Raw genomic sequence first — 15,760 nt, 5'->3', positions numbered from 1 at the left:
TTGCTTGTTTTTGTTTCGCGCAAAGGTGCAAAGACGCAAAGGAAGAAATATCTTGTTAATTCTTGTGGGGTAGGCATCCTGCCTGCCCTTGGACGGGCTAGAAGCCCATCCCACAAGATTGTTAGATGTTCAGAAGTTTATCATTTAATGAAAGTTTAATTTATGGCGATCGCAATTGTTCCAGAAAAGTCTGTGACTGTAAACCCCCTCAAACAAAGTCAGGCTTTAGGTGCTTCTTTGGCTTTTTTGGGTTTGAAGGGAACTATGCCTTTATTTCATGGTTCTCAGGGTTGTACGGCGTTTGCAAAAGTGGTTTTGGTTCGACATTTTCGGGAAGCAATTCCTCTTGCTACTACTGCAATGACGGAGGTTACTACTATTTTGGGTGGTGAGGAAAATGTTGAGCAAGCTATTCTCACTTTAGTAGAAAAGGTACAACCGGAAATTATTGGTTTATGTACCACTGGGTTAACAGAAACCAGGGGTGATGATATGGAAATGTTCTTGAAAGATATTCGAGAACGTCATCCTGAACTTAATCATTTAGCCATTATTTTTGCGCCTACTCCTGATTTTAAAGGTGCATTGCAAGACGGTTTTGCAGTTGCGGTAGAAAGTATAGTTAAAGAAATTCCCAAAGCCGGGGGAATTAAACCAGAACAAATCACAATTTTAGCTGGTTCTGCGCTCACTCCCGGAGATGTGCTGGAAATTCGAGAAATTGTCACAGCTTTTGGTTTAGAACCAATCTTTGTTCCTGATTTAGGAGCTTCTTTAGATGGACATTTGGAAGATGGTTATACTCCTATAACTGCTAGTGGTACAACCCTCAAACAATTGCGTTCTTTAGGTAGTTCGGCGTTTACCTTAGCATTAGGTGAAAGTATGTTGGGGGCGGCGAAAATTTTAGAGGAACGGTTTGGAACTAACTATCAAGTATTTAGAGATTTAACAGGATTAGAACCTGTAGATCAATTTCTGCAAAAGTTATCTTTATTAAGTGGAAATCCCGTTCCTGAAAAATATCGTCGTCAACGTCGGCAATTGCAAGACGCAATGTTAGATACTCACTTTTATTTTAGTTCCAAAGGAGTATCTTTAGCTTTAGAACCAGATTTGTTGTGGACTATAGTTGGATTTTTGCAATCAATGGGAGCAGAAATTCATAACGCTGTCACCACAACTCGTTCCCCTTTATTGGAAGAACTTCCTATCAATAATGTCACTATTGGTGATTTAGAGGATTTTGAAAAGTTGGCAATAGGTTCTGATTTATTGATTGGTAATTCCAACGTAAATACCCTCTCTAAACATCTCTCAATTCCTCTCTATCGTTTAGGTATTCCCATCTATGACCGATTAGGAAACGGTCTATTTACCAAAGTAGGCTATCGCGGTACTATCGAGCTTCTTTTTGGCATGGGAAACCTATTTATAGAACATGAAGAATCAACAATGATGCACCAATGGTCATCAGTAATTAATCAAAAGTAGGTTGGGTAGAACGAAGTGAAACCCAACCTACTCGTCCAAATGTTGGGTTTCCTTCCTCAACCCAACCTACTACTAAGAACTTAAATCCGTGTCATCCTCAAATCCGTTTAATCCGTGTTCAAACAAAGGACAAATGAAAGTGAAAATTGCTTTTACGACAACTGACCGAATTCATGTTAATGCTCACTTTGGTTGGGCTAAGGAAATTGATGTTTATGAAATTTCCGACAACGGCTATGAATTCATCGAAACCCTCAAATTTGAAGGTGATCTCAAAGAAGATGGTAATGAAGATAAAATCACCCCTAAACTACAAGCATTGAATGATTGCACAATTGTTTATGTTGTGGCTATTGGTGGTAGTGCCGCCGCTCGTTTAATTAAGAAGAACGTAACCCCAGTTAAGGCTAAATCTGAAGAAGAAAAGATTGAAGACATTCTCAACAAATTAGTCAAAACTCTCAAGGGTAATCCTCCACCTTGGTTACGGAAAGCTTTAGGACAGAAAAAACTTAGTTTTGCTGAAGAACTTGAGAAAGAAGCAACATTATGAGCATAAATGATGTGAATGGAACTGGTAACAATTCCGAGGTAGTTTTAACTCCTTTCCATAAATCATTAGTTCAACAAATCCGGGCGCAAGATAGTTATGGTTTTTACCGGACTTGGACTGATGAATTAATCCTCAAACCCTATATTGTTACTAAAAAAAAGAAACGGGAAATTTCCGTAGAAGGTGAAATTGATCCCGCTACTATTTCTCGCATAAATGCCTTTTTTCGGGCTGTAGCTGCCAGTATTGAAAAGGAAACTGGACTCATTTCTAATGTTGTTGTTGAATTAGGACATGAGGGTTTCGGCTGGGCTTTAATATTTTCTGGACGCTTATTATTAACTGTAAAAACCTTACGTGATGCCCATCGGTTTGGTTTTGATTCTTTCGAGAAATTAGACGAAGAAGGTGCGAAGTTCGTCGAAAAAGGCATTGATTTAGCCAAACGTTTCCCCGAAGTTGGCAATCTTTAATTAGTCAGTGGTCAGTAGTCAGTTGTCAGTGGTATTTGAACAACAAACAACTGACAAAGGACAACTGACAAAGGACAAAAAATATGACAATTGAAGAAATCACCAACAAGATTAAAAAGCTAAATAGTAAAGCAGGTCAAATGAAAATGGATCTGCATGATTTAGCGGAAGGACTGCCCACAGACTACCACAAACTTATGGATGTTGCTGCTGCAACTTATGAAATCTACTGTCAGTTAGATGAACTCAAGCAACAACTTAAAAAAATGGAGAATTCCAAATGAGTACCAATATTGATGAATTCAAGAAGTTAGTAGACGCAGAAGAGTTTTTTATCTTTTTTAATCTGCCCTACGACCAAAAATTTGTAAATGTCAATCGTTTACATATTTTGAAAAAGTTTTCTCAGTTCATGAGTCAAATTGATGATACTTATCCGCAAATAAGTGACGAAGAAAGATTAGAGAAATATTGCACAGCTTTACAACAAGCTTATCAAGTGTTTATAGAATCTACACCCCATGAACAAAAGCTGTTCAAGGTGTTTAATGATAAGCGAAAAAATGTAGTCACCCTGACAGAAATTACCTCAGATTAGGAGTTAAAAAGTGATCAACCTAACGCCTACCGAATTGGAACGCTATAGTCGCCAAATGATGCTTCCTAATTTTGGCGAATTAGCCCAAAAGCGCCTGAAATCAGCGACTGTTTTGGTGTCGGGTGTGGGTGGATTAGGTGGTACGGCGGCGCTTTACCTAGCAGTAGCGGGCGTTGGGCGGCTAATCCTAGTCCGGGGTGGTGATTTGCGGCTGGATGATATGAATCGTCAGGTTTTGATGACTGATGACTGGGTGGGTAAACCTAGAGTATTTAAAGCCCAGGAAACCCTCAAAGCCATCAATCCTGATGTCCAAGTGGACGTGGTTCATGATTACATTACCGCTGAAAATGTGGATGAGTTGGTGCAGTCGGCGGATATGGCTTTGGATTGCGCTCATAATTTCACGGAACGCAATTTGTTAAACGAAGCCTGTGTGCGCTGGCGTAAGCCGATGGTAGAGGCGGCCATGGACGGAATGGAGGCTTACCTGACCACGATTATTCCCGGTGTCACGCCTTGTTTATCTTGTCTGTTTCCAGAAAAACCTGACTGGGACCGACGCGGTTTTTCTGTGCTGGGGGCTGTTTCTGGGACTTTAGCCTGTTTGACCGCTTTGGAAGCGGTAAAGCTGATTACTGGTTTTAGTCAACCGCTGTTATCAGAATTACTGACGATTGATTTAAACAGAATGGAATTTGCTAAACGTCGTTCTCACCGCGATCGCAATTGTCCAGTCTGCGGTAATACTGCCCCTTGGAGATATTCCCAATCTCAAACTGCAACGGTGTAAAGTACCACTTTTTCAAAATCCACATTCCAAATCAGAATATTCGCTACAGAATAGGAAACAAAATGACTGTTACTTTAACAGAAAAGGCTGAATTTCGTCTGCGGGCATTTTTAAAAGGTTCTGCAACCGAAGATGCTAAAAAGGGTGTCCGCATCTCCGTCAAAGATGGTGGTTGCAGCGGCTATGAGTATGGCATCGAAATTACCAGTAAGCCCCAACCTGATGATGTCGTATCTCAACAAGGAAATGTGTTGATTTACGTTGATGCTAAAAGTGCGCCTTTATTAGCAGGTGTGGTAGTTGATTTTGTTGAGGGAGTAATGGACAGCGGTTTCAAGTTTTCCAATCCCAATGCAACTGATACCTGCGGTTGTGGCAAGTCTTTTAAAACCAATGATGGTACTCCCACTGGTGTACCTTGTGGACAATAGTTCAAAGTTCAAAAGTTAGATCCTTTATTTTGAATTTTGAATTCAATTAGGGAAATTTAACTCACTCAAAAAACTCACTTCATTTATGTTTGAGGAGAATTAGAAAATGGCAACCTATCAAGTACGATTAATTAGCAAAAAAGAAGATTTTGACACCACAATTGAGTGTGATGAAGACACTAATATTGTAGACGCAGCAGAAGAAGCTGGAGTTGAATTACCTTTCTCCTGTCACTCCGGTTCTTGTTCTAGCTGTGTAGGTAAGATTGTTGAAGGTGAAATCAATCAAGACGATCAAGTCTTCCTAGATGATGAGCAAATGGCAAAAGGTTTTGCTCTATTGTGTGTTACCTATCCTCGTTCTAACTGCACAATCAAAACCCACCAAGAACCTTATCTTGCTTAATACAATATCTGTTAGGTTTTAGCATTACTTAACTCTTTCAATTTTACAATGATGGAGGATGTTTATCATCTTTCATCATTTCAATTCTTGCCTTTTTATTTTGATGATAAAATGTTTACTCCTTTTAGGATTATGGGTTGTTCTTTAGAATTACTTAAATCAGGCGAACAGGGAATAGTTACTGTTTGCCAAAGTCAAGATGAGACAATTAGAAAAAAGCTGATATTAATGGGAATTAAAACAGGGAATACGATTACTGTAGAACAGCAATTTCCAACTTTTGTGATTAAATGTGGTGATTTATCTATGACCATAGATCGGGAAATAGCACGGGCTATTTATGTGCGGGTAATTGATGGGTGAAAATGGTGATTATTAACTTTTGTTTAAATTGTAATTTCTATCACCAAAATCCTGTATTGTATTTAGCAATACAGGGTTTACAGGGTTTAAATTTATAAACTTAAAAAGTTATGCTGTCGAGTGTATAATTAATGAATTGGATTGTTGAATTTCATCAAGATTTTGAGACAGAATTTGATGCTTTGCCAGAAGATGTGCAAAATAAATTTTATCTTAACCAGTAATCAAAAACTCTTTCATGAATTAGCTATCAAAGGAGAAGAATTAGTTAATTTACATTTAATGAAATCAGATATACTCAATACCTTAACCACAACATACCAAAGCATAGAAGATTATCAAGTTAGCGATTGCAAATAGTGTATATCAATAAACATAGTTATTTTACGGATATTCCCTCACATATCTGGGAGTTTAAAATTGGTGGATATCAAGTATTAGATAAATGGTTAAAAGATAGAAAAAATGCTAAGAGAGAATTATCTACTGAGGAAATTAACCAGCATCAAAAAATTGTCATTGCTTTAACAGAAACTTTACGATTAATGCAGGAAATTGATAGAATTATTCCAGGTTTTACCATAGAGTAAAAACTGGTAATATTAACCAATATTAATTCCCTATCTACATTGCAAACCCAAAATATACCCCATTTACCCCTATCTCCTGCTGGTGCAAAAATAATATTAGGAAACAACGTTACACCAGAACAATTAGTAATTCCTCTTGCACCCACTCCAACAACAATGTTTGGACCCCGTGCAGCTTGTTTATTATCACAAACCGGACCATTATGGGTAGCAGATACAGGACATCATCGTTTATTAGGGTGGCGAAATCTACCCACAAAAGATCATCAACCTGCTGACTGGATAATAGGACAACCAGACTTTTATACTGAAGGACAAAACGCCAAAGGTACACCAGGAAAATCTACATTTAGCGTTCCTACAGGTATTTGTAAATGTGGTAGTGGTTTAGCCGTTGCAGACGCTTGGAATCATCGCATTTTAATCTGGTATAATATCCCCACAGATAGTCATATTCCCGCAGATTTAGTATTAGGACAAAATAACTTTATTGATAATGTACTTAACAGAGGAAATCAACAACCGGCGGCAAATACCCTACATTGGCCTTATGGTATTTTCTATTATCAAGGTAAGTTATTTGTAGCTGATACTGGAAATCGTCGGTTATTAATTTGGAATCAATTACCCACAGAAAATGGACAACCTGCGGATATAGTTTTGGGACAACCAGATATGATATCTCGTAATGAAAATGGGGGTGGTTCTCCCACTGCTGCCAGTATGCGTTGGTGTCATGATATCACCCTTTGGGGAGATAATTTAGTTGTCACAGATGCAGGTAATAACCGGGTAATGATTTGGGAAGGAATACCAACAGAAAATAATGCCCCTTGTACGGTGGTTTTAGGGCAAAAAAACTTCAATTTTGTGGAATTAAATCAAGGTGTTTATTTCCCCAGTGCTAGTAGTTTAAGTATGCCTTATGGGGTAGATATATGGAAAGATTGGTTAATAGTTGCTGATACAGCTAATTCCCGTTTGCTAGGATGGAAGAAACAAGCATCTATTTTATTATTGCAAGGTGCAAATGCTGATGGTGTGATGGGACAAGATAACTTTACAAATAAAAGCGAAAATCGGAATTTTGGACTACCAACAAGACGAAGTTTAAATTGGTGTTATGGAATTAAGGTTTGTGGTGAGAATGCGGTAGTTGCTGATTCTGGGAATAATCGCGTTTTGATTTGGAAGTTTTAATTATCTCACGCAGAGGCGCAGAGGCGCAGAGGAGGAAGGATGAGAATAGAGGAAATTCGGGTTTGTGGGACTGTGCAAGGTGTGGGTTTTCGTCCTACTGTGTATCGTTTGGCGAAGTTTTTCGGGTTAAAGGGTGATGTTTGTAATGATGGGAAAGGGGTGTTAATTCGTGTTTCTGGTAGTGAGGAAGAAATAACGGAGTTTGTCAATAAACTATATCAAGAATGTCCTCCTTTGGCAAGAATTAATGAGGTGATTAGAAGCCCATATTTGGGGGAGTTTAATTTTGATGATTTTATGATTTCTCGCAGTGTTAATAGTGTGGTAAAAACTGGAATTTCTCCTGACACGGCAAGTTGTACTCAATGTCAAAAGGAGATTTTTGATCCTTTTAGTCGTTATTTTCGTTATCCTTTTACTAATTGTACTCATTGTGGTCCAAGGTTGAGTATTATTCGGGCTATTCCTTACGATAGAAGTAACACCAGCATGGTGAATTTTCCAATGTGCCAGGAATGTGAAAAGGAATATCAAGATGTAGAAAATCGTCGGTTTCATGCCCAACCTGTGGCTTGTTTTAACTGTGGACCTCGTGCATGGTTAGAAAGGGCTGACGGTAAACCTGTGATATCTGATATGTTTTCTATGTTGGATGAGGTGGATGCTGTTTGTACGTTGTTACAAAAGGGTGAAATTGTTGCTATTAAAGGTTTAGGAGGTTTTCATTTAGCTTGTGATGCCACTTTAGAAAATGCAGTTATCAAACTCAGAAATCGTAAAAGTCGTTATCATAAACCTTTGGCTTTAATGGCAAGAGATATAAATATTATTTCTGAATATTGCTATATTAATGATTTAGAAAAAGAAGTATTAACAACTTCTGCTGCACCAATTGTTTTATTAAAAATCAAAGATAATAGTAAATTAGCATCTTCCATAGCCCCAGGACAAAATACTCTGGGTTTTATGTTACCTTATACGCCTTTACATCATTTAATTCTCAGAAGAATGAAAGTACCCATAGTTTTAACTAGTGGTAATATTTCTGATGAACCACAATGTCTAGATAATGAAGATGCAAAAGATAAATTATCAAAAATAGCTGATTATTTTCTTTTACATAATCGTGATATTGTTAATAGAGTAGATGATTCTGTAGTGCGAGTTATTGATAATCAAATTCAAACCCTCAGACGCGCTAGAGGATATGCACCTGCACCAATTGTTTTACCTCCAGGATTTGCAAAAGTACCGCATATTTTAGCAATGGGTAGCGAGTTAAAAAATACCTTTTGTTTGTTAAGAGAAGGTGAGGCAATTTTATCACAACATTTAGGAGATTTAGAAAATGCGGCTGCTTTTAATGCTTATCAAGAAACATTGAATTTATATCTGAATTTATTTCAACATCAACCAGAAATAATTGCTATTGATAAGCATCCAGAGTATTTGTCTTCTAAACTTGGCAAAGAACTAACAGAAAGTAATAACATTAAATTAGCAGAAATTCAACATCATCACGCCCATATTGCTGCCTGTATGGCAGAAAATCAAATTCCCTTAAATACAAAACCCATTTTAGGCATAGCTTTTGATGGGTTAGGATATGGTGAAGATGGTACACTGTGGGGAGGAGAATTTTTACTAGCAGATTATGGTAACTCTCAAAGATTGGCGACATTTACACCAATGGCAATGATAGGAGGAAAACAGGCAATTTATCAACCTTGGAGAAATACATACTCTCAATTAATTAATGCTTTTACTTGGGAAGAAATCAAAGAAAAGTACAGTGATTTAGAAATCATCAAATTTTTAGAAACTAACAACCCAAAACTACTCAACCAAATCATAGAAAAAGGTATTAATTCACCCTTAACATCATCAGTAGGCAGATTATTTGATGCAGTTGCCGCCGCAATAGGTATTTGTCGAGAACAATGTAGTTATGAAGGACAAGCAGCAATAGAAATGGAAACAATAGCTGATGTCAATATTTTAAACAATGATGAAGAAATTCTAAATTATTCCTTTAAATTTAAAAAATTAGATAATATTTATTATATCAATACATCTCCAGCATGGCGAGAAATCCTCAATGATATTAAACAGCACATATCCTCATCAGAAATAGCTGCAAAATTTCATAAAAGTTTAGCTATTACTGTTGTAACAATGGTTCAACAACTTAGACAAGAACATGAATTTAATCAGGTAGCATTAACAGGAGGTGTATTTCAGAACCAAATTCTATTACAACAGGTAAAAATGCGACTAGAAAAATTAGAAATTAATGTATTAACTCATAGTCTAGTACCTGCAAATGACGGAGGTTTATCACTAGGACAAAGTGTAATTGCTGCGGCTAGATATCTAAAAATATCCCCGACTTCTAAGATTAAATTATAGTTTATTCATTAAATTGAAAAATAAGTCGGTGATCTGAAATATTCAAAAAAAGGAAAATTAAAATGTGTTTAGGAATACCCGGACAAATAACAGAAATAACCAACCCCGAACATAAACTAGCTATGGTTAATATTGGAGGAGTCAAAAGACAAATAAATATAGCCTGTATAGTTGACGAACAACACCCTCCCGAAAAATGTATAGGAGATTGGGTATTAGTTCACGTTGGTTTTGCAATGAACAGAATCAACGAACAAGAAGCCGCAGAAACATTACAATTATTGCAAGAAATAGCCGCCTTGCACTAAAGTACAAGGCTAATAGCAAAAGTCCGTTAAAACGGACTGGAAAAACAAAATGATGACATTCTAGCTAATCAATTTATGTTTTGTGAAGTAATTAATCCAAAATCCAAAATCTAAAAAAATTTAAAATTGATATGAAATACGTAGATGAATTTCGTAACCCAGAAAAAGCCCAAGCCTTACAAAAAGAAATCGAAAAACTCAGCCAACAAATAGACAGACACTTAAAAATAATGGAAGTATGCGGAGGACATACCCATGCTATTTTTAAATACGGAATTGAAGAAATATTACCCGATAATATTGAATTAATTCATGGGCCTGGTTGTCCAGTGTGCGTTATGCCTAAAGGGAGAATAGATGATGCGATCGCACTCTGTCAACTACCCAACATCATATTTACCACATTTGGCGACGCAATGCGCGTACCTGGTGCAAAAACCAGCTTATTGCAAGCCAAAGCCCAAGGTGCTGATATTCGCATGGTTTACTCACCATTGGATAGTCTGAAAATAGCCAAAGAAAACCCCAATAAAGAAATAGTTTTCTTCGGTTTAGGCTTTGAAACCACCGCCCCTAGTACCGCACTTACCATTCTCCAAGCAGCCGCGGAAAATATCACTAACTTTAGTATGTTTTCCAATCATGTATTAGTAATTCCTGCATTACAAGCATTATTAGAAAATCCCGATTTACAACTTGATGGTTTTGTTGGTCCTGGTCATGTAAGTATGGTCATAGGGACAGAACCTTATGAATTTATTGCCCAAGAATATCATAAACCCATCGTTATTTCCGGCTTTGAACCATTAGATATATTCCAATCAATTTGGATGTTATTAAAACAAATAGTAGAAAATCGTTGTCAAGTTGAAAATCAATATAATCGTTTAGTAGAACCTAGCGGAAATCAAAACGCATTAATAGCCATGAATCAAGTTTTTACAGTCCGTGAAAAATTTGCATGGCGAGGTTTAGGAGAAATCCCCAATTCCGGTTTTAAAATTCGTGCAGAATATGCCCAATTTGATGCTGAAGTTAAATTTACCATTCCTAATTTAAAAGTAGCAGATCATAGAGCTTGTCAGTGTGGAGAAATTCTCAAAGGAGTTTTAAAACCTTGGCAATGTAAAGTATTTGGAACAGCTTGCACACCAGAAACACCCATAGGAACTTGTATGGTTTCTTCCGAAGGTGCTTGTGCAGCATATTACAAATATGGGCGACTTTCCACTATGGCTAAAAGAGATAAATCAGGTGTATCTCCACAATCGCTATCAAGCTAAATTGCACAATTTGAGGAAAATTATATGCCTTTTGTCACTGTTCAAATTGGTAAAGGTCACTCCATAGAAAAAAAGCGAAAATTAGTTAAAGCTGTAACCGATGCTTTAGTTTCTGCTTTAGGAACAAAACCCGAATGGATAACCGTACATATTGACGAATTTGAACGGGAAGATTGGGCAGTTGGTGGCGTTTTACATTACGATAAACACAATGGTAGACATGAAGAAACAGGTAGGTAATTAATTAACAATGACAGGCAAGATGCCTGTCCCACAAGAAAAAAATATAATTACAAAGCAATTTTAAAATGCCAATTAACCCTAATCAAAATTCACTCTTTCAAAAAATCGAACAAGTCCGTCGTCGTCAAGGAAAAGTGAGGGATACTCATATTAATTTATCTCATGGTAGTGGTGGTAAAGCCATGAGAGATTTAATAGATGATATATTTGTGAAAAGTTTTGATAATCCCATTCTTGCCCAATTAGAAGACCAAGCCACATTTGATTTAGCCAGTCTTTCTCAACATGGAAAGCGACTAGCATTTACCACAGATTCTTATGTAGTAGACCCCTTATTTTTCCCTGGTTCAAACATAGGAGAATTAGCAATAAATGGCACAATTAATGATTTAGCCGTGAGTGGTGCAAAACCTTTATATCTCACTTGTAGCGTCATTTTAGAAGAAGGTTTACCAATAGAAACATTACGAAAAGTTGTGACTAGTATGCAAAAAGCAGCCAAAAAAGCTGGAGTACAAATAGTCACAGGAGACACAAAAGTTGTTAATCGTGGTTGTGCCGATAAACTATTTATCAACACTGCTGGTATTGGCATAATTCCCCCAGGAATTGATATTTCTCCGCGCCATATTCAACCGGGAGACGTAGTAATTATTAACGGAGAAATAGGAAATCATGGTACAGCAATATTAATTGCTAGAGAAGAATTAGCATTAGAAACCGATATAGAAAGCGACTGTCAACCATTACATGAATTAGTTGCTGAAATTATCAAAGTTTGCCCTCAAATTCACGCCATGAGAGACGCAACAAGAGGAGGTTTAGCCACAGTATTAAACGAATTTGCCATCACAGCAAACGTAGGAATATATATCAATGAAAACGCAATTCCTATTCGAGAAGAAGTAAATGGAGTCTGTGAAATATTAGGGTTAGAACCCTTATATTTAGCCAACGAAGGAAAATTAGTTATTATTGCCCCTCCAGAAAAAGCCGATTTAATTTTAGCAACAATGCAAAACCACCCCACAGGAAAACAAGCATCTATCATAGGTGAAATTATTCCCACACCACCAGGAATAGTCCTCTTAAAAACCGCCTTTGGTGCAGAAAGAATCATAGATATGCTAGTCGGCGACCAACTTCCCAGAATTTGTTAAAAAACCTCATTCTTCCTCTCTCTGCGCCTCTGCGTCGCTGCGTGAAACAAAAAAACTATGCACGAACTAGGAATCACCCAAAACATCATCGCTATCGTTAGCGAAAACGCCCAAAATAAAAAAGTCCAAAGAGTATTATTAGAAATTGGCAAATTATCAGCTATTATGCCAGATGCCATTAAATTTTGTTTTGATATTTGCGCTAAAGATACAATAGTCGAAGGGGCAATATTAGAAATTTTAGAAATACCAGGAATGGCTAGATGCCGTGAATGTGGTACTACATTTTATGTAGATAAACCTTTTGGTATTTGTCAATGTGGTAGTGTAAAATTGGATTTATTGACTGGTGAAGAATTAAAAATAAAAGAAATTGAAGTGGAGGATTTATGTGTGTAACTTGCGGATGTTCGGATGATAATCAAACGACAATTACAAATATGGAAGATGAACATCATCATACCCATACCTTACCAGATGGGACTGTAATTACCCATACTCATCACCATGAAGAATCACCCCAAATTCATGCTAAAATACATAATACAACCATATCTTTAGAACAAGAAATCTTAGGTAAAAATAACTTATTAGCTGCCCAAAATCGCGGCTGGTTTAAAGGTAGAAATATCCTGGCTTTGAATTTAATGAGTTCTCCTGGTGCGGGAAAAACTACATTATTAACTCGCACAATTAATGATTTAAAAGATAAATTATCTATTAGCGTGATTGAAGGTGATCAAGAAACTACTAATGATGCGGAAAAGATTAAACAAACAGGTTGTAAAGTTGTGCAAATCAACACGGGTACAGGTTGTCATTTAGACGCTTCCATGATAGAAAAAGGGCTGCAAGAATTGAATCCTCCCCTTAATTCTGTGGTGATGATTGAAAATGTCGGAAATTTGGTTTGTCCAGCTTTGTTTGATTTGGGAGAAGCTGCTAAGGTGGTAATTTTATCGGTGACGGAAGGGGAAGATAAACCTATTAAATATCCCCATATTTTCCGCAATAGTGAAGTTATGATTCTCACGAAAATTGATTTACTTCCCTATTTACAATTTGATGTTCAACGTTGTATTGAATATGCAAAACAGGTAAATCCAAATATACGAATTTTTCAAGTTTCTGCTACTACTGGGGAAGGGTTAGCAGGTTTATATGGTTGGTTATCTCAACAGGTGAATAATTCGGCTAATTTAATTTCTCTATAAATTGATGTGCTTTGTTTTGAGTTTAATATTTTTTTACTAACCACAGAGGCACAGAGGACACAGAGAAAATAAAAAATGCTTAATTCATGTTTATATTACACTATTTTCGTAGGGTGGGCATTGCCCACTCTAATAAAATTAGCTTTATTTTTGAAAAATAGTTAATAATACAAACCCCAATAAATTATAGTGACCTATACAATTTAACCCTGCATTATTACCCATTTCTTCTCTTTGTTTTTGGCTATAAAATTTAACTGCTGTATGTGAATAGTAGGTAATTTGACATGGTGATGAGTTATTAAAAGTAATGTCTACTAAATAGAATTTACCACCAGGAGAAAGTACCCTTGCTACCTCATTTAAAACCTGTTCTGGTTGAGGATAATGCAAGAAACTAATTGTATTAAATACCGCATCAAATTGTCCCTCAGCAAAGGGGAGATTTTCTGCATTACCTTCAAGATAAATTAATCGCGGACGGTGGCGGTTATTTTGTCTCGCTACCCGTAACATTTGGGGAGACAAATCTAACCCTGTAGCTGTAATTTCTGGAAATTGAGTTCCTAATCTATCTAATAGTTTTCCTGTTCCACAACCCAAATCTAAAATATTTGCATGAGGTGATAATTCAACTTTTGTCAGTAATCTTTTATGGATAGCTTGGTAAATAAAAGAGGGAAATGCCCAATCATAACTATTTGCCCAACGGTCAAATAATTCTTTTTTATTATTGACAAAATTACTAATCATGGCTGCTATATTTTCGTATTTATTTTATTATAACAAGATAAAAAGATAAATCCCCGACTTCTTGAATAAATCGGGGATATGGTGATTTTAGTGATTAAAATATAATTTAGGACTTACAACCAATCTCGATAAGCTGAAATTTCATTCACTCCAATTTCAAAGGGTGATCCTTTGCCAAAAGGAGGATAAACGCGAATTTTGGCATCTTTAGTCAATCTTTCTAGTCTATTTCCTAATTGGGGAATATTGCTGACTATATGCCAATAAGCAACTATATCGGGACAGTCTACAATTAACATTAAAGTAGTCTTATCTGTGGTCATGTACCACTGACAATTAGATAGTAATACTTGGGTAATGCGATCGCACGCATAGAAAAAGCATCTACCTATAGACTGTTCCAACTCCAAATGGAGGATACCATCCTCTTTTGTTACCTTAGTAGGAGGTAAATCATCGGGAGGAAGCAAAGAAAGTTTAGACATAATTCCGCACCTCTTGATTGTAGCGTTGCAAACTTTCTCGATTTTTTTGCAGAGAAAAAGATGAGGGTTTTAACGCTAGTGTGCTGAGATCTAATTCGTCCTGAAATTTCTTGATTTTGTCACGACAACCGTTAACATCACCGATAATTGAATTCTCAATCAAATAGTCTTCATCAAAACAAATATTTGTCCGATCAAATGCTGGTTGTTGAGGACTTTTCTGCATTACTTGAGTTGAGTTAGCCGTCATTTCTTTACTGAAATGGCGAATAAAAGGCAATGCTTCATTTACCGCTTCATCATGGGTTTTACCCACAAAAAAGAACCGGGCTAACAGGAACTTTTCTGCACCACTGGAGTTAAATTCCCGATACTTATTGACTGTCTTCCGCAATCTTTCTAGAGAAAAAGGCGGACCACCCATTAAACCAAAGGAATTTTCAGCAGCAAATTCAATTGCATCATTGTCACCACTAGCAACATATATGGGAATTGGTTTTTGCAATGGTTGGGGATGAATTGTGAGATTTTCACATTGATAATATTCGCCATTAAATGATACGTCAGTTTCATATAAAAGCCTTTGAATCAATGCTACTGACTCTAACATTCTGGTGCGAGATTCCTGGGTTGTCACCCCAAAATGTTTATTTTGCTGTGGAAATGGTCCACCTTTCGCTACCCCAAAAGCCAGCCTCCCACTACAAAGATTATCCAAAGTGGCGATATCTTCAGCCACGCGGATTGGCTGATGAAATGGCAATAATACAGCCGCAGTTCCCAGACGAATTTGTGAAGTTACACCCGCCAAATGTGCCAATAACAGCAGAATTGAAGGACTAAGATTGAACTCATTAAAATGATGTTCCGTTACCCAAGCCTCTTCAAAACCTAAACTTTCAGCCTCTTTTACCAATAAAACTTGCTCAAATATAGTCCGTCTAGCATCTAGGTGATGATTTTCGTAATTGCAGAAAAGTCCTGTTTTCATTGTTGACCAAATA

General features: G+C 36.8%; 22 protein-coding genes. 19 read left to right on the top strand and 3 right to left on the bottom strand.

What is annotated here, in order from left to right; genetic code table 11:
* Positions 1 to 162: 162 nt before the first annotated feature.
* From nifN to hypB, 19 genes are all read left to right on the top strand, one after another.
* Positions 163 to 1,494, top strand: coding sequence for a nitrogenase iron-molybdenum cofactor biosynthesis protein NifN (gene nifN, locus CA730_RS06090; RefSeq protein ID WP_096665223.1), 1,332 nt, complete (start codon positions 163 to 165; stop codon positions 1,492 to 1,494).
* A 133-nt stretch (positions 1,495 to 1,627) separates the two neighbouring features.
* Positions 1,628 to 2,047: a nitrogen fixation protein NifX gene (nifX, locus tag CA730_RS06085; protein WP_096665220.1), complete on the top strand. Its 420-nt coding sequence runs from the start codon at positions 1,628 to 1,630 to the stop codon at positions 2,045 to 2,047.
* The gene (locus tag CA730_RS06080) at positions 2,044 to 2,520 is read left to right on the top strand and encodes a NifX-associated nitrogen fixation protein (RefSeq protein ID WP_407919772.1); all 477 of its coding nucleotides are present in this window, start codon (positions 2,044 to 2,046) and stop codon (positions 2,518 to 2,520) included. The genes nifX and CA730_RS06080 overlap by 4 nt, the downstream gene beginning before the upstream one ends.
* A gap of 83 nt (positions 2,521 to 2,603) precedes the next feature.
* Positions 2,604 to 2,804, top strand: a complete 201-nt coding sequence (locus CA730_RS06075; protein WP_096665214.1) for a CCE_0567 family metalloprotein — start codon at positions 2,604 to 2,606, stop codon at positions 2,802 to 2,804.
* The gene (gene nifW, locus CA730_RS06070) at positions 2,801 to 3,118 is read left to right on the top strand and encodes a nitrogenase-stabilizing/protective protein NifW (protein WP_015081333.1); all 318 of its coding nucleotides are present in this window, start codon (positions 2,801 to 2,803) and stop codon (positions 3,116 to 3,118) included. The genes CA730_RS06075 and nifW overlap by 4 nt, the downstream gene beginning before the upstream one ends.
* A gap of 10 nt (positions 3,119 to 3,128) precedes the next feature.
* On the top strand, positions 3,129 to 3,911 hold the full coding sequence (locus CA730_RS06065) for a HesA/MoeB/ThiF family protein (protein WP_096665211.1): 783 nt from the start codon (positions 3,129 to 3,131) through the stop codon (positions 3,909 to 3,911).
* A gap of 62 nt (positions 3,912 to 3,973) precedes the next feature.
* Complete coding sequence (locus CA730_RS06060) at positions 3,974 to 4,342, top strand: HesB/IscA family protein (protein ID WP_096665208.1); 369 nt, start codon at positions 3,974 to 3,976, stop codon at positions 4,340 to 4,342.
* A gap of 106 nt (positions 4,343 to 4,448) precedes the next feature.
* Positions 4,449 to 4,748 (top strand): 2Fe-2S iron-sulfur cluster-binding protein, encoded by a 300-nt coding sequence (locus CA730_RS06055; protein ID WP_096665205.1) that lies wholly within the window; start codon positions 4,449 to 4,451, stop codon positions 4,746 to 4,748.
* 48 nt (positions 4,749 to 4,796) lie between these two features.
* Positions 4,797 to 5,111, top strand: coding sequence for a FeoA family protein (locus CA730_RS06050; RefSeq protein ID WP_330221285.1), 315 nt, complete (start codon positions 4,797 to 4,799; stop codon positions 5,109 to 5,111).
* A gap of 192 nt (positions 5,112 to 5,303) precedes the next feature.
* The gene (locus CA730_RS26400; RefSeq protein ID WP_407919771.1) at positions 5,304 to 5,471 is read left to right on the top strand and encodes a type ISP restriction/modification enzyme; all 168 of its coding nucleotides are present in this window, start codon (positions 5,304 to 5,306) and stop codon (positions 5,469 to 5,471) included.
* A complete protein-coding gene (locus CA730_RS26395; RefSeq protein ID WP_096665202.1) occupies positions 5,471 to 5,701 on the top strand; it encodes a type ISP restriction/modification enzyme in 231 nt (76 codons plus the stop codon). Before CA730_RS26400 ends, CA730_RS26395 begins: the two co-directional genes overlap by 1 nt.
* 39 nt (positions 5,702 to 5,740) lie before the next feature.
* Positions 5,741 to 6,901 (top strand): NHL repeat-containing protein, encoded by a 1,161-nt coding sequence (locus tag CA730_RS06040; protein WP_096665199.1) that lies wholly within the window; start codon positions 5,741 to 5,743, stop codon positions 6,899 to 6,901.
* Positions 6,902 to 6,940: 39 nt separating this feature from the next.
* Positions 6,941 to 9,310, top strand: a complete 2,370-nt coding sequence (gene hypF, locus CA730_RS06035; RefSeq protein WP_096665196.1) for a carbamoyltransferase HypF — start codon at positions 6,941 to 6,943, stop codon at positions 9,308 to 9,310.
* A gap of 62 nt (positions 9,311 to 9,372) precedes the next feature.
* Positions 9,373 to 9,618, top strand: a complete 246-nt coding sequence (locus CA730_RS06030; RefSeq protein ID WP_096665193.1) for a HypC/HybG/HupF family hydrogenase formation chaperone — start codon at positions 9,373 to 9,375, stop codon at positions 9,616 to 9,618.
* 131 nt (positions 9,619 to 9,749) lie between these two features.
* Positions 9,750 to 10,901: a hydrogenase formation protein HypD gene (gene hypD, locus CA730_RS06025; protein ID WP_096665190.1), complete on the top strand. Its 1,152-nt coding sequence runs from the start codon at positions 9,750 to 9,752 to the stop codon at positions 10,899 to 10,901.
* A gap of 24 nt (positions 10,902 to 10,925) precedes the next feature.
* The gene (locus CA730_RS06020) at positions 10,926 to 11,141 is read left to right on the top strand and encodes a tautomerase family protein (protein ID WP_027401706.1); all 216 of its coding nucleotides are present in this window, start codon (positions 10,926 to 10,928) and stop codon (positions 11,139 to 11,141) included.
* Positions 11,142 to 11,209: 68 nt separating this feature from the next.
* Entirely contained in the window at positions 11,210 to 12,304 is a 1,095-nt protein-coding gene (gene hypE / locus CA730_RS06015) for a hydrogenase expression/formation protein HypE (RefSeq protein WP_096665187.1), read from the top strand.
* 57 nt (positions 12,305 to 12,361) lie between these two features.
* Positions 12,362 to 12,703: a hydrogenase maturation nickel metallochaperone HypA gene (hypA, locus tag CA730_RS06010; RefSeq protein WP_096665184.1), complete on the top strand. Its 342-nt coding sequence runs from the start codon at positions 12,362 to 12,364 to the stop codon at positions 12,701 to 12,703.
* Positions 12,694 to 13,518, top strand: coding sequence for a hydrogenase nickel incorporation protein HypB (hypB, locus tag CA730_RS06005; protein ID WP_096665181.1), 825 nt, complete (start codon positions 12,694 to 12,696; stop codon positions 13,516 to 13,518). The genes hypA and hypB overlap by 10 nt, the downstream gene beginning before the upstream one ends.
* A gap of 144 nt (positions 13,519 to 13,662) precedes the next feature.
* On the opposite strand, the gene CA730_RS06000 is transcribed toward hypB, so the two are convergent.
* From CA730_RS06000 to CA730_RS05990, 3 genes are all read right to left on the bottom strand, one after another.
* Positions 13,663 to 14,271, bottom strand: a complete 609-nt coding sequence (locus CA730_RS06000; RefSeq protein WP_096665178.1) for a class I SAM-dependent methyltransferase — start codon at positions 14,269 to 14,271, stop codon at positions 13,663 to 13,665.
* Between the two features lie 113 nt (positions 14,272 to 14,384).
* The gene (locus CA730_RS05995; protein ID WP_096665175.1) at positions 14,385 to 14,756 is read right to left on the bottom strand and encodes a hypothetical protein; all 372 of its coding nucleotides are present in this window, start codon (positions 14,754 to 14,756) and stop codon (positions 14,385 to 14,387) included.
* Positions 14,749 to 15,747, bottom strand: a complete 999-nt coding sequence (locus tag CA730_RS05990) for an LLM class flavin-dependent oxidoreductase (RefSeq protein WP_096665173.1) — start codon at positions 15,745 to 15,747, stop codon at positions 14,749 to 14,751. The genes CA730_RS05995 and CA730_RS05990 overlap by 8 nt, the downstream gene beginning before the upstream one ends.
* Between the last annotated feature and the right edge of the window lie 13 nt (positions 15,748 to 15,760).

Source organism: Dolichospermum compactum NIES-806 (genome assembly GCF_002368115.1).
Classification (GTDB): Bacteria; Cyanobacteriota; Cyanobacteriia; order Cyanobacteriales; family Nostocaceae; genus Dolichospermum; species Dolichospermum compactum.
This window is presented reverse-complemented; position numbering and strand designations above follow the sequence as displayed.

Bases quoted from the DNA above. Each gene is read 5' to 3' on its own strand.
- CA730_RS06050 (WP_330221285.1), top strand. From the start codon at position 4,797: ATGATGGAGGATGTTTATCATCTTTCATCATTTCAATTCTTGCCTTTT.
- CA730_RS05995 (WP_096665175.1), bottom strand. From the start codon at position 14,756: ATGTCTAAACTTTCTTTGCTTCCTCCCGATGATTTACCTCCTACTAAG.
- hypE (WP_096665187.1), top strand. From the start codon at position 11,210: ATGCCAATTAACCCTAATCAAAATTCACTCTTTCAAAAAATCGAACAA.
- CA730_RS05990 (WP_096665173.1), bottom strand. From the start codon at position 15,747: ATGAAAACAGGACTTTTCTGCAATTACGAAAATCATCACCTAGATGCT.
- CA730_RS26400 (WP_407919771.1), top strand. From the start codon at position 5,304: ATGTGCAAAATAAATTTTATCTTAACCAGTAATCAAAAACTCTTTCAT.
- CA730_RS06080 (WP_407919772.1), top strand. From the start codon at position 2,044: ATGAGCATAAATGATGTGAATGGAACTGGTAACAATTCCGAGGTAGTT.
- nifW (WP_015081333.1), top strand. From the start codon at position 2,801: ATGAGTACCAATATTGATGAATTCAAGAAGTTAGTAGACGCAGAAGAG.
- hypF (WP_096665196.1), top strand. From the start codon at position 6,941: ATGAGAATAGAGGAAATTCGGGTTTGTGGGACTGTGCAAGGTGTGGGT.
- CA730_RS06055 (WP_096665205.1), top strand. From the start codon at position 4,449: ATGGCAACCTATCAAGTACGATTAATTAGCAAAAAAGAAGATTTTGAC.
- CA730_RS06030 (WP_096665193.1), top strand. From the start codon at position 9,373: ATGTGTTTAGGAATACCCGGACAAATAACAGAAATAACCAACCCCGAA.
- nifX (WP_096665220.1), top strand. From the start codon at position 1,628: ATGAAAGTGAAAATTGCTTTTACGACAACTGACCGAATTCATGTTAAT.
- hypB (WP_096665181.1), top strand. From the start codon at position 12,694: ATGTGTGTAACTTGCGGATGTTCGGATGATAATCAAACGACAATTACA.
- hypA (WP_096665184.1), top strand. From the start codon at position 12,362: ATGCACGAACTAGGAATCACCCAAAACATCATCGCTATCGTTAGCGAA.
- CA730_RS06060 (WP_096665208.1), top strand. From the start codon at position 3,974: ATGACTGTTACTTTAACAGAAAAGGCTGAATTTCGTCTGCGGGCATTT.
- CA730_RS06075 (WP_096665214.1), top strand. From the start codon at position 2,604: ATGACAATTGAAGAAATCACCAACAAGATTAAAAAGCTAAATAGTAAA.
- nifN (WP_096665223.1), top strand. From the start codon at position 163: ATGGCGATCGCAATTGTTCCAGAAAAGTCTGTGACTGTAAACCCCCTC.
- CA730_RS06020 (WP_027401706.1), top strand. From the start codon at position 10,926: ATGCCTTTTGTCACTGTTCAAATTGGTAAAGGTCACTCCATAGAAAAA.
- hypD (WP_096665190.1), top strand. From the start codon at position 9,750: ATGAAATACGTAGATGAATTTCGTAACCCAGAAAAAGCCCAAGCCTTA.
- CA730_RS06000 (WP_096665178.1), bottom strand. From the start codon at position 14,271: ATGATTAGTAATTTTGTCAATAATAAAAAAGAATTATTTGACCGTTGG.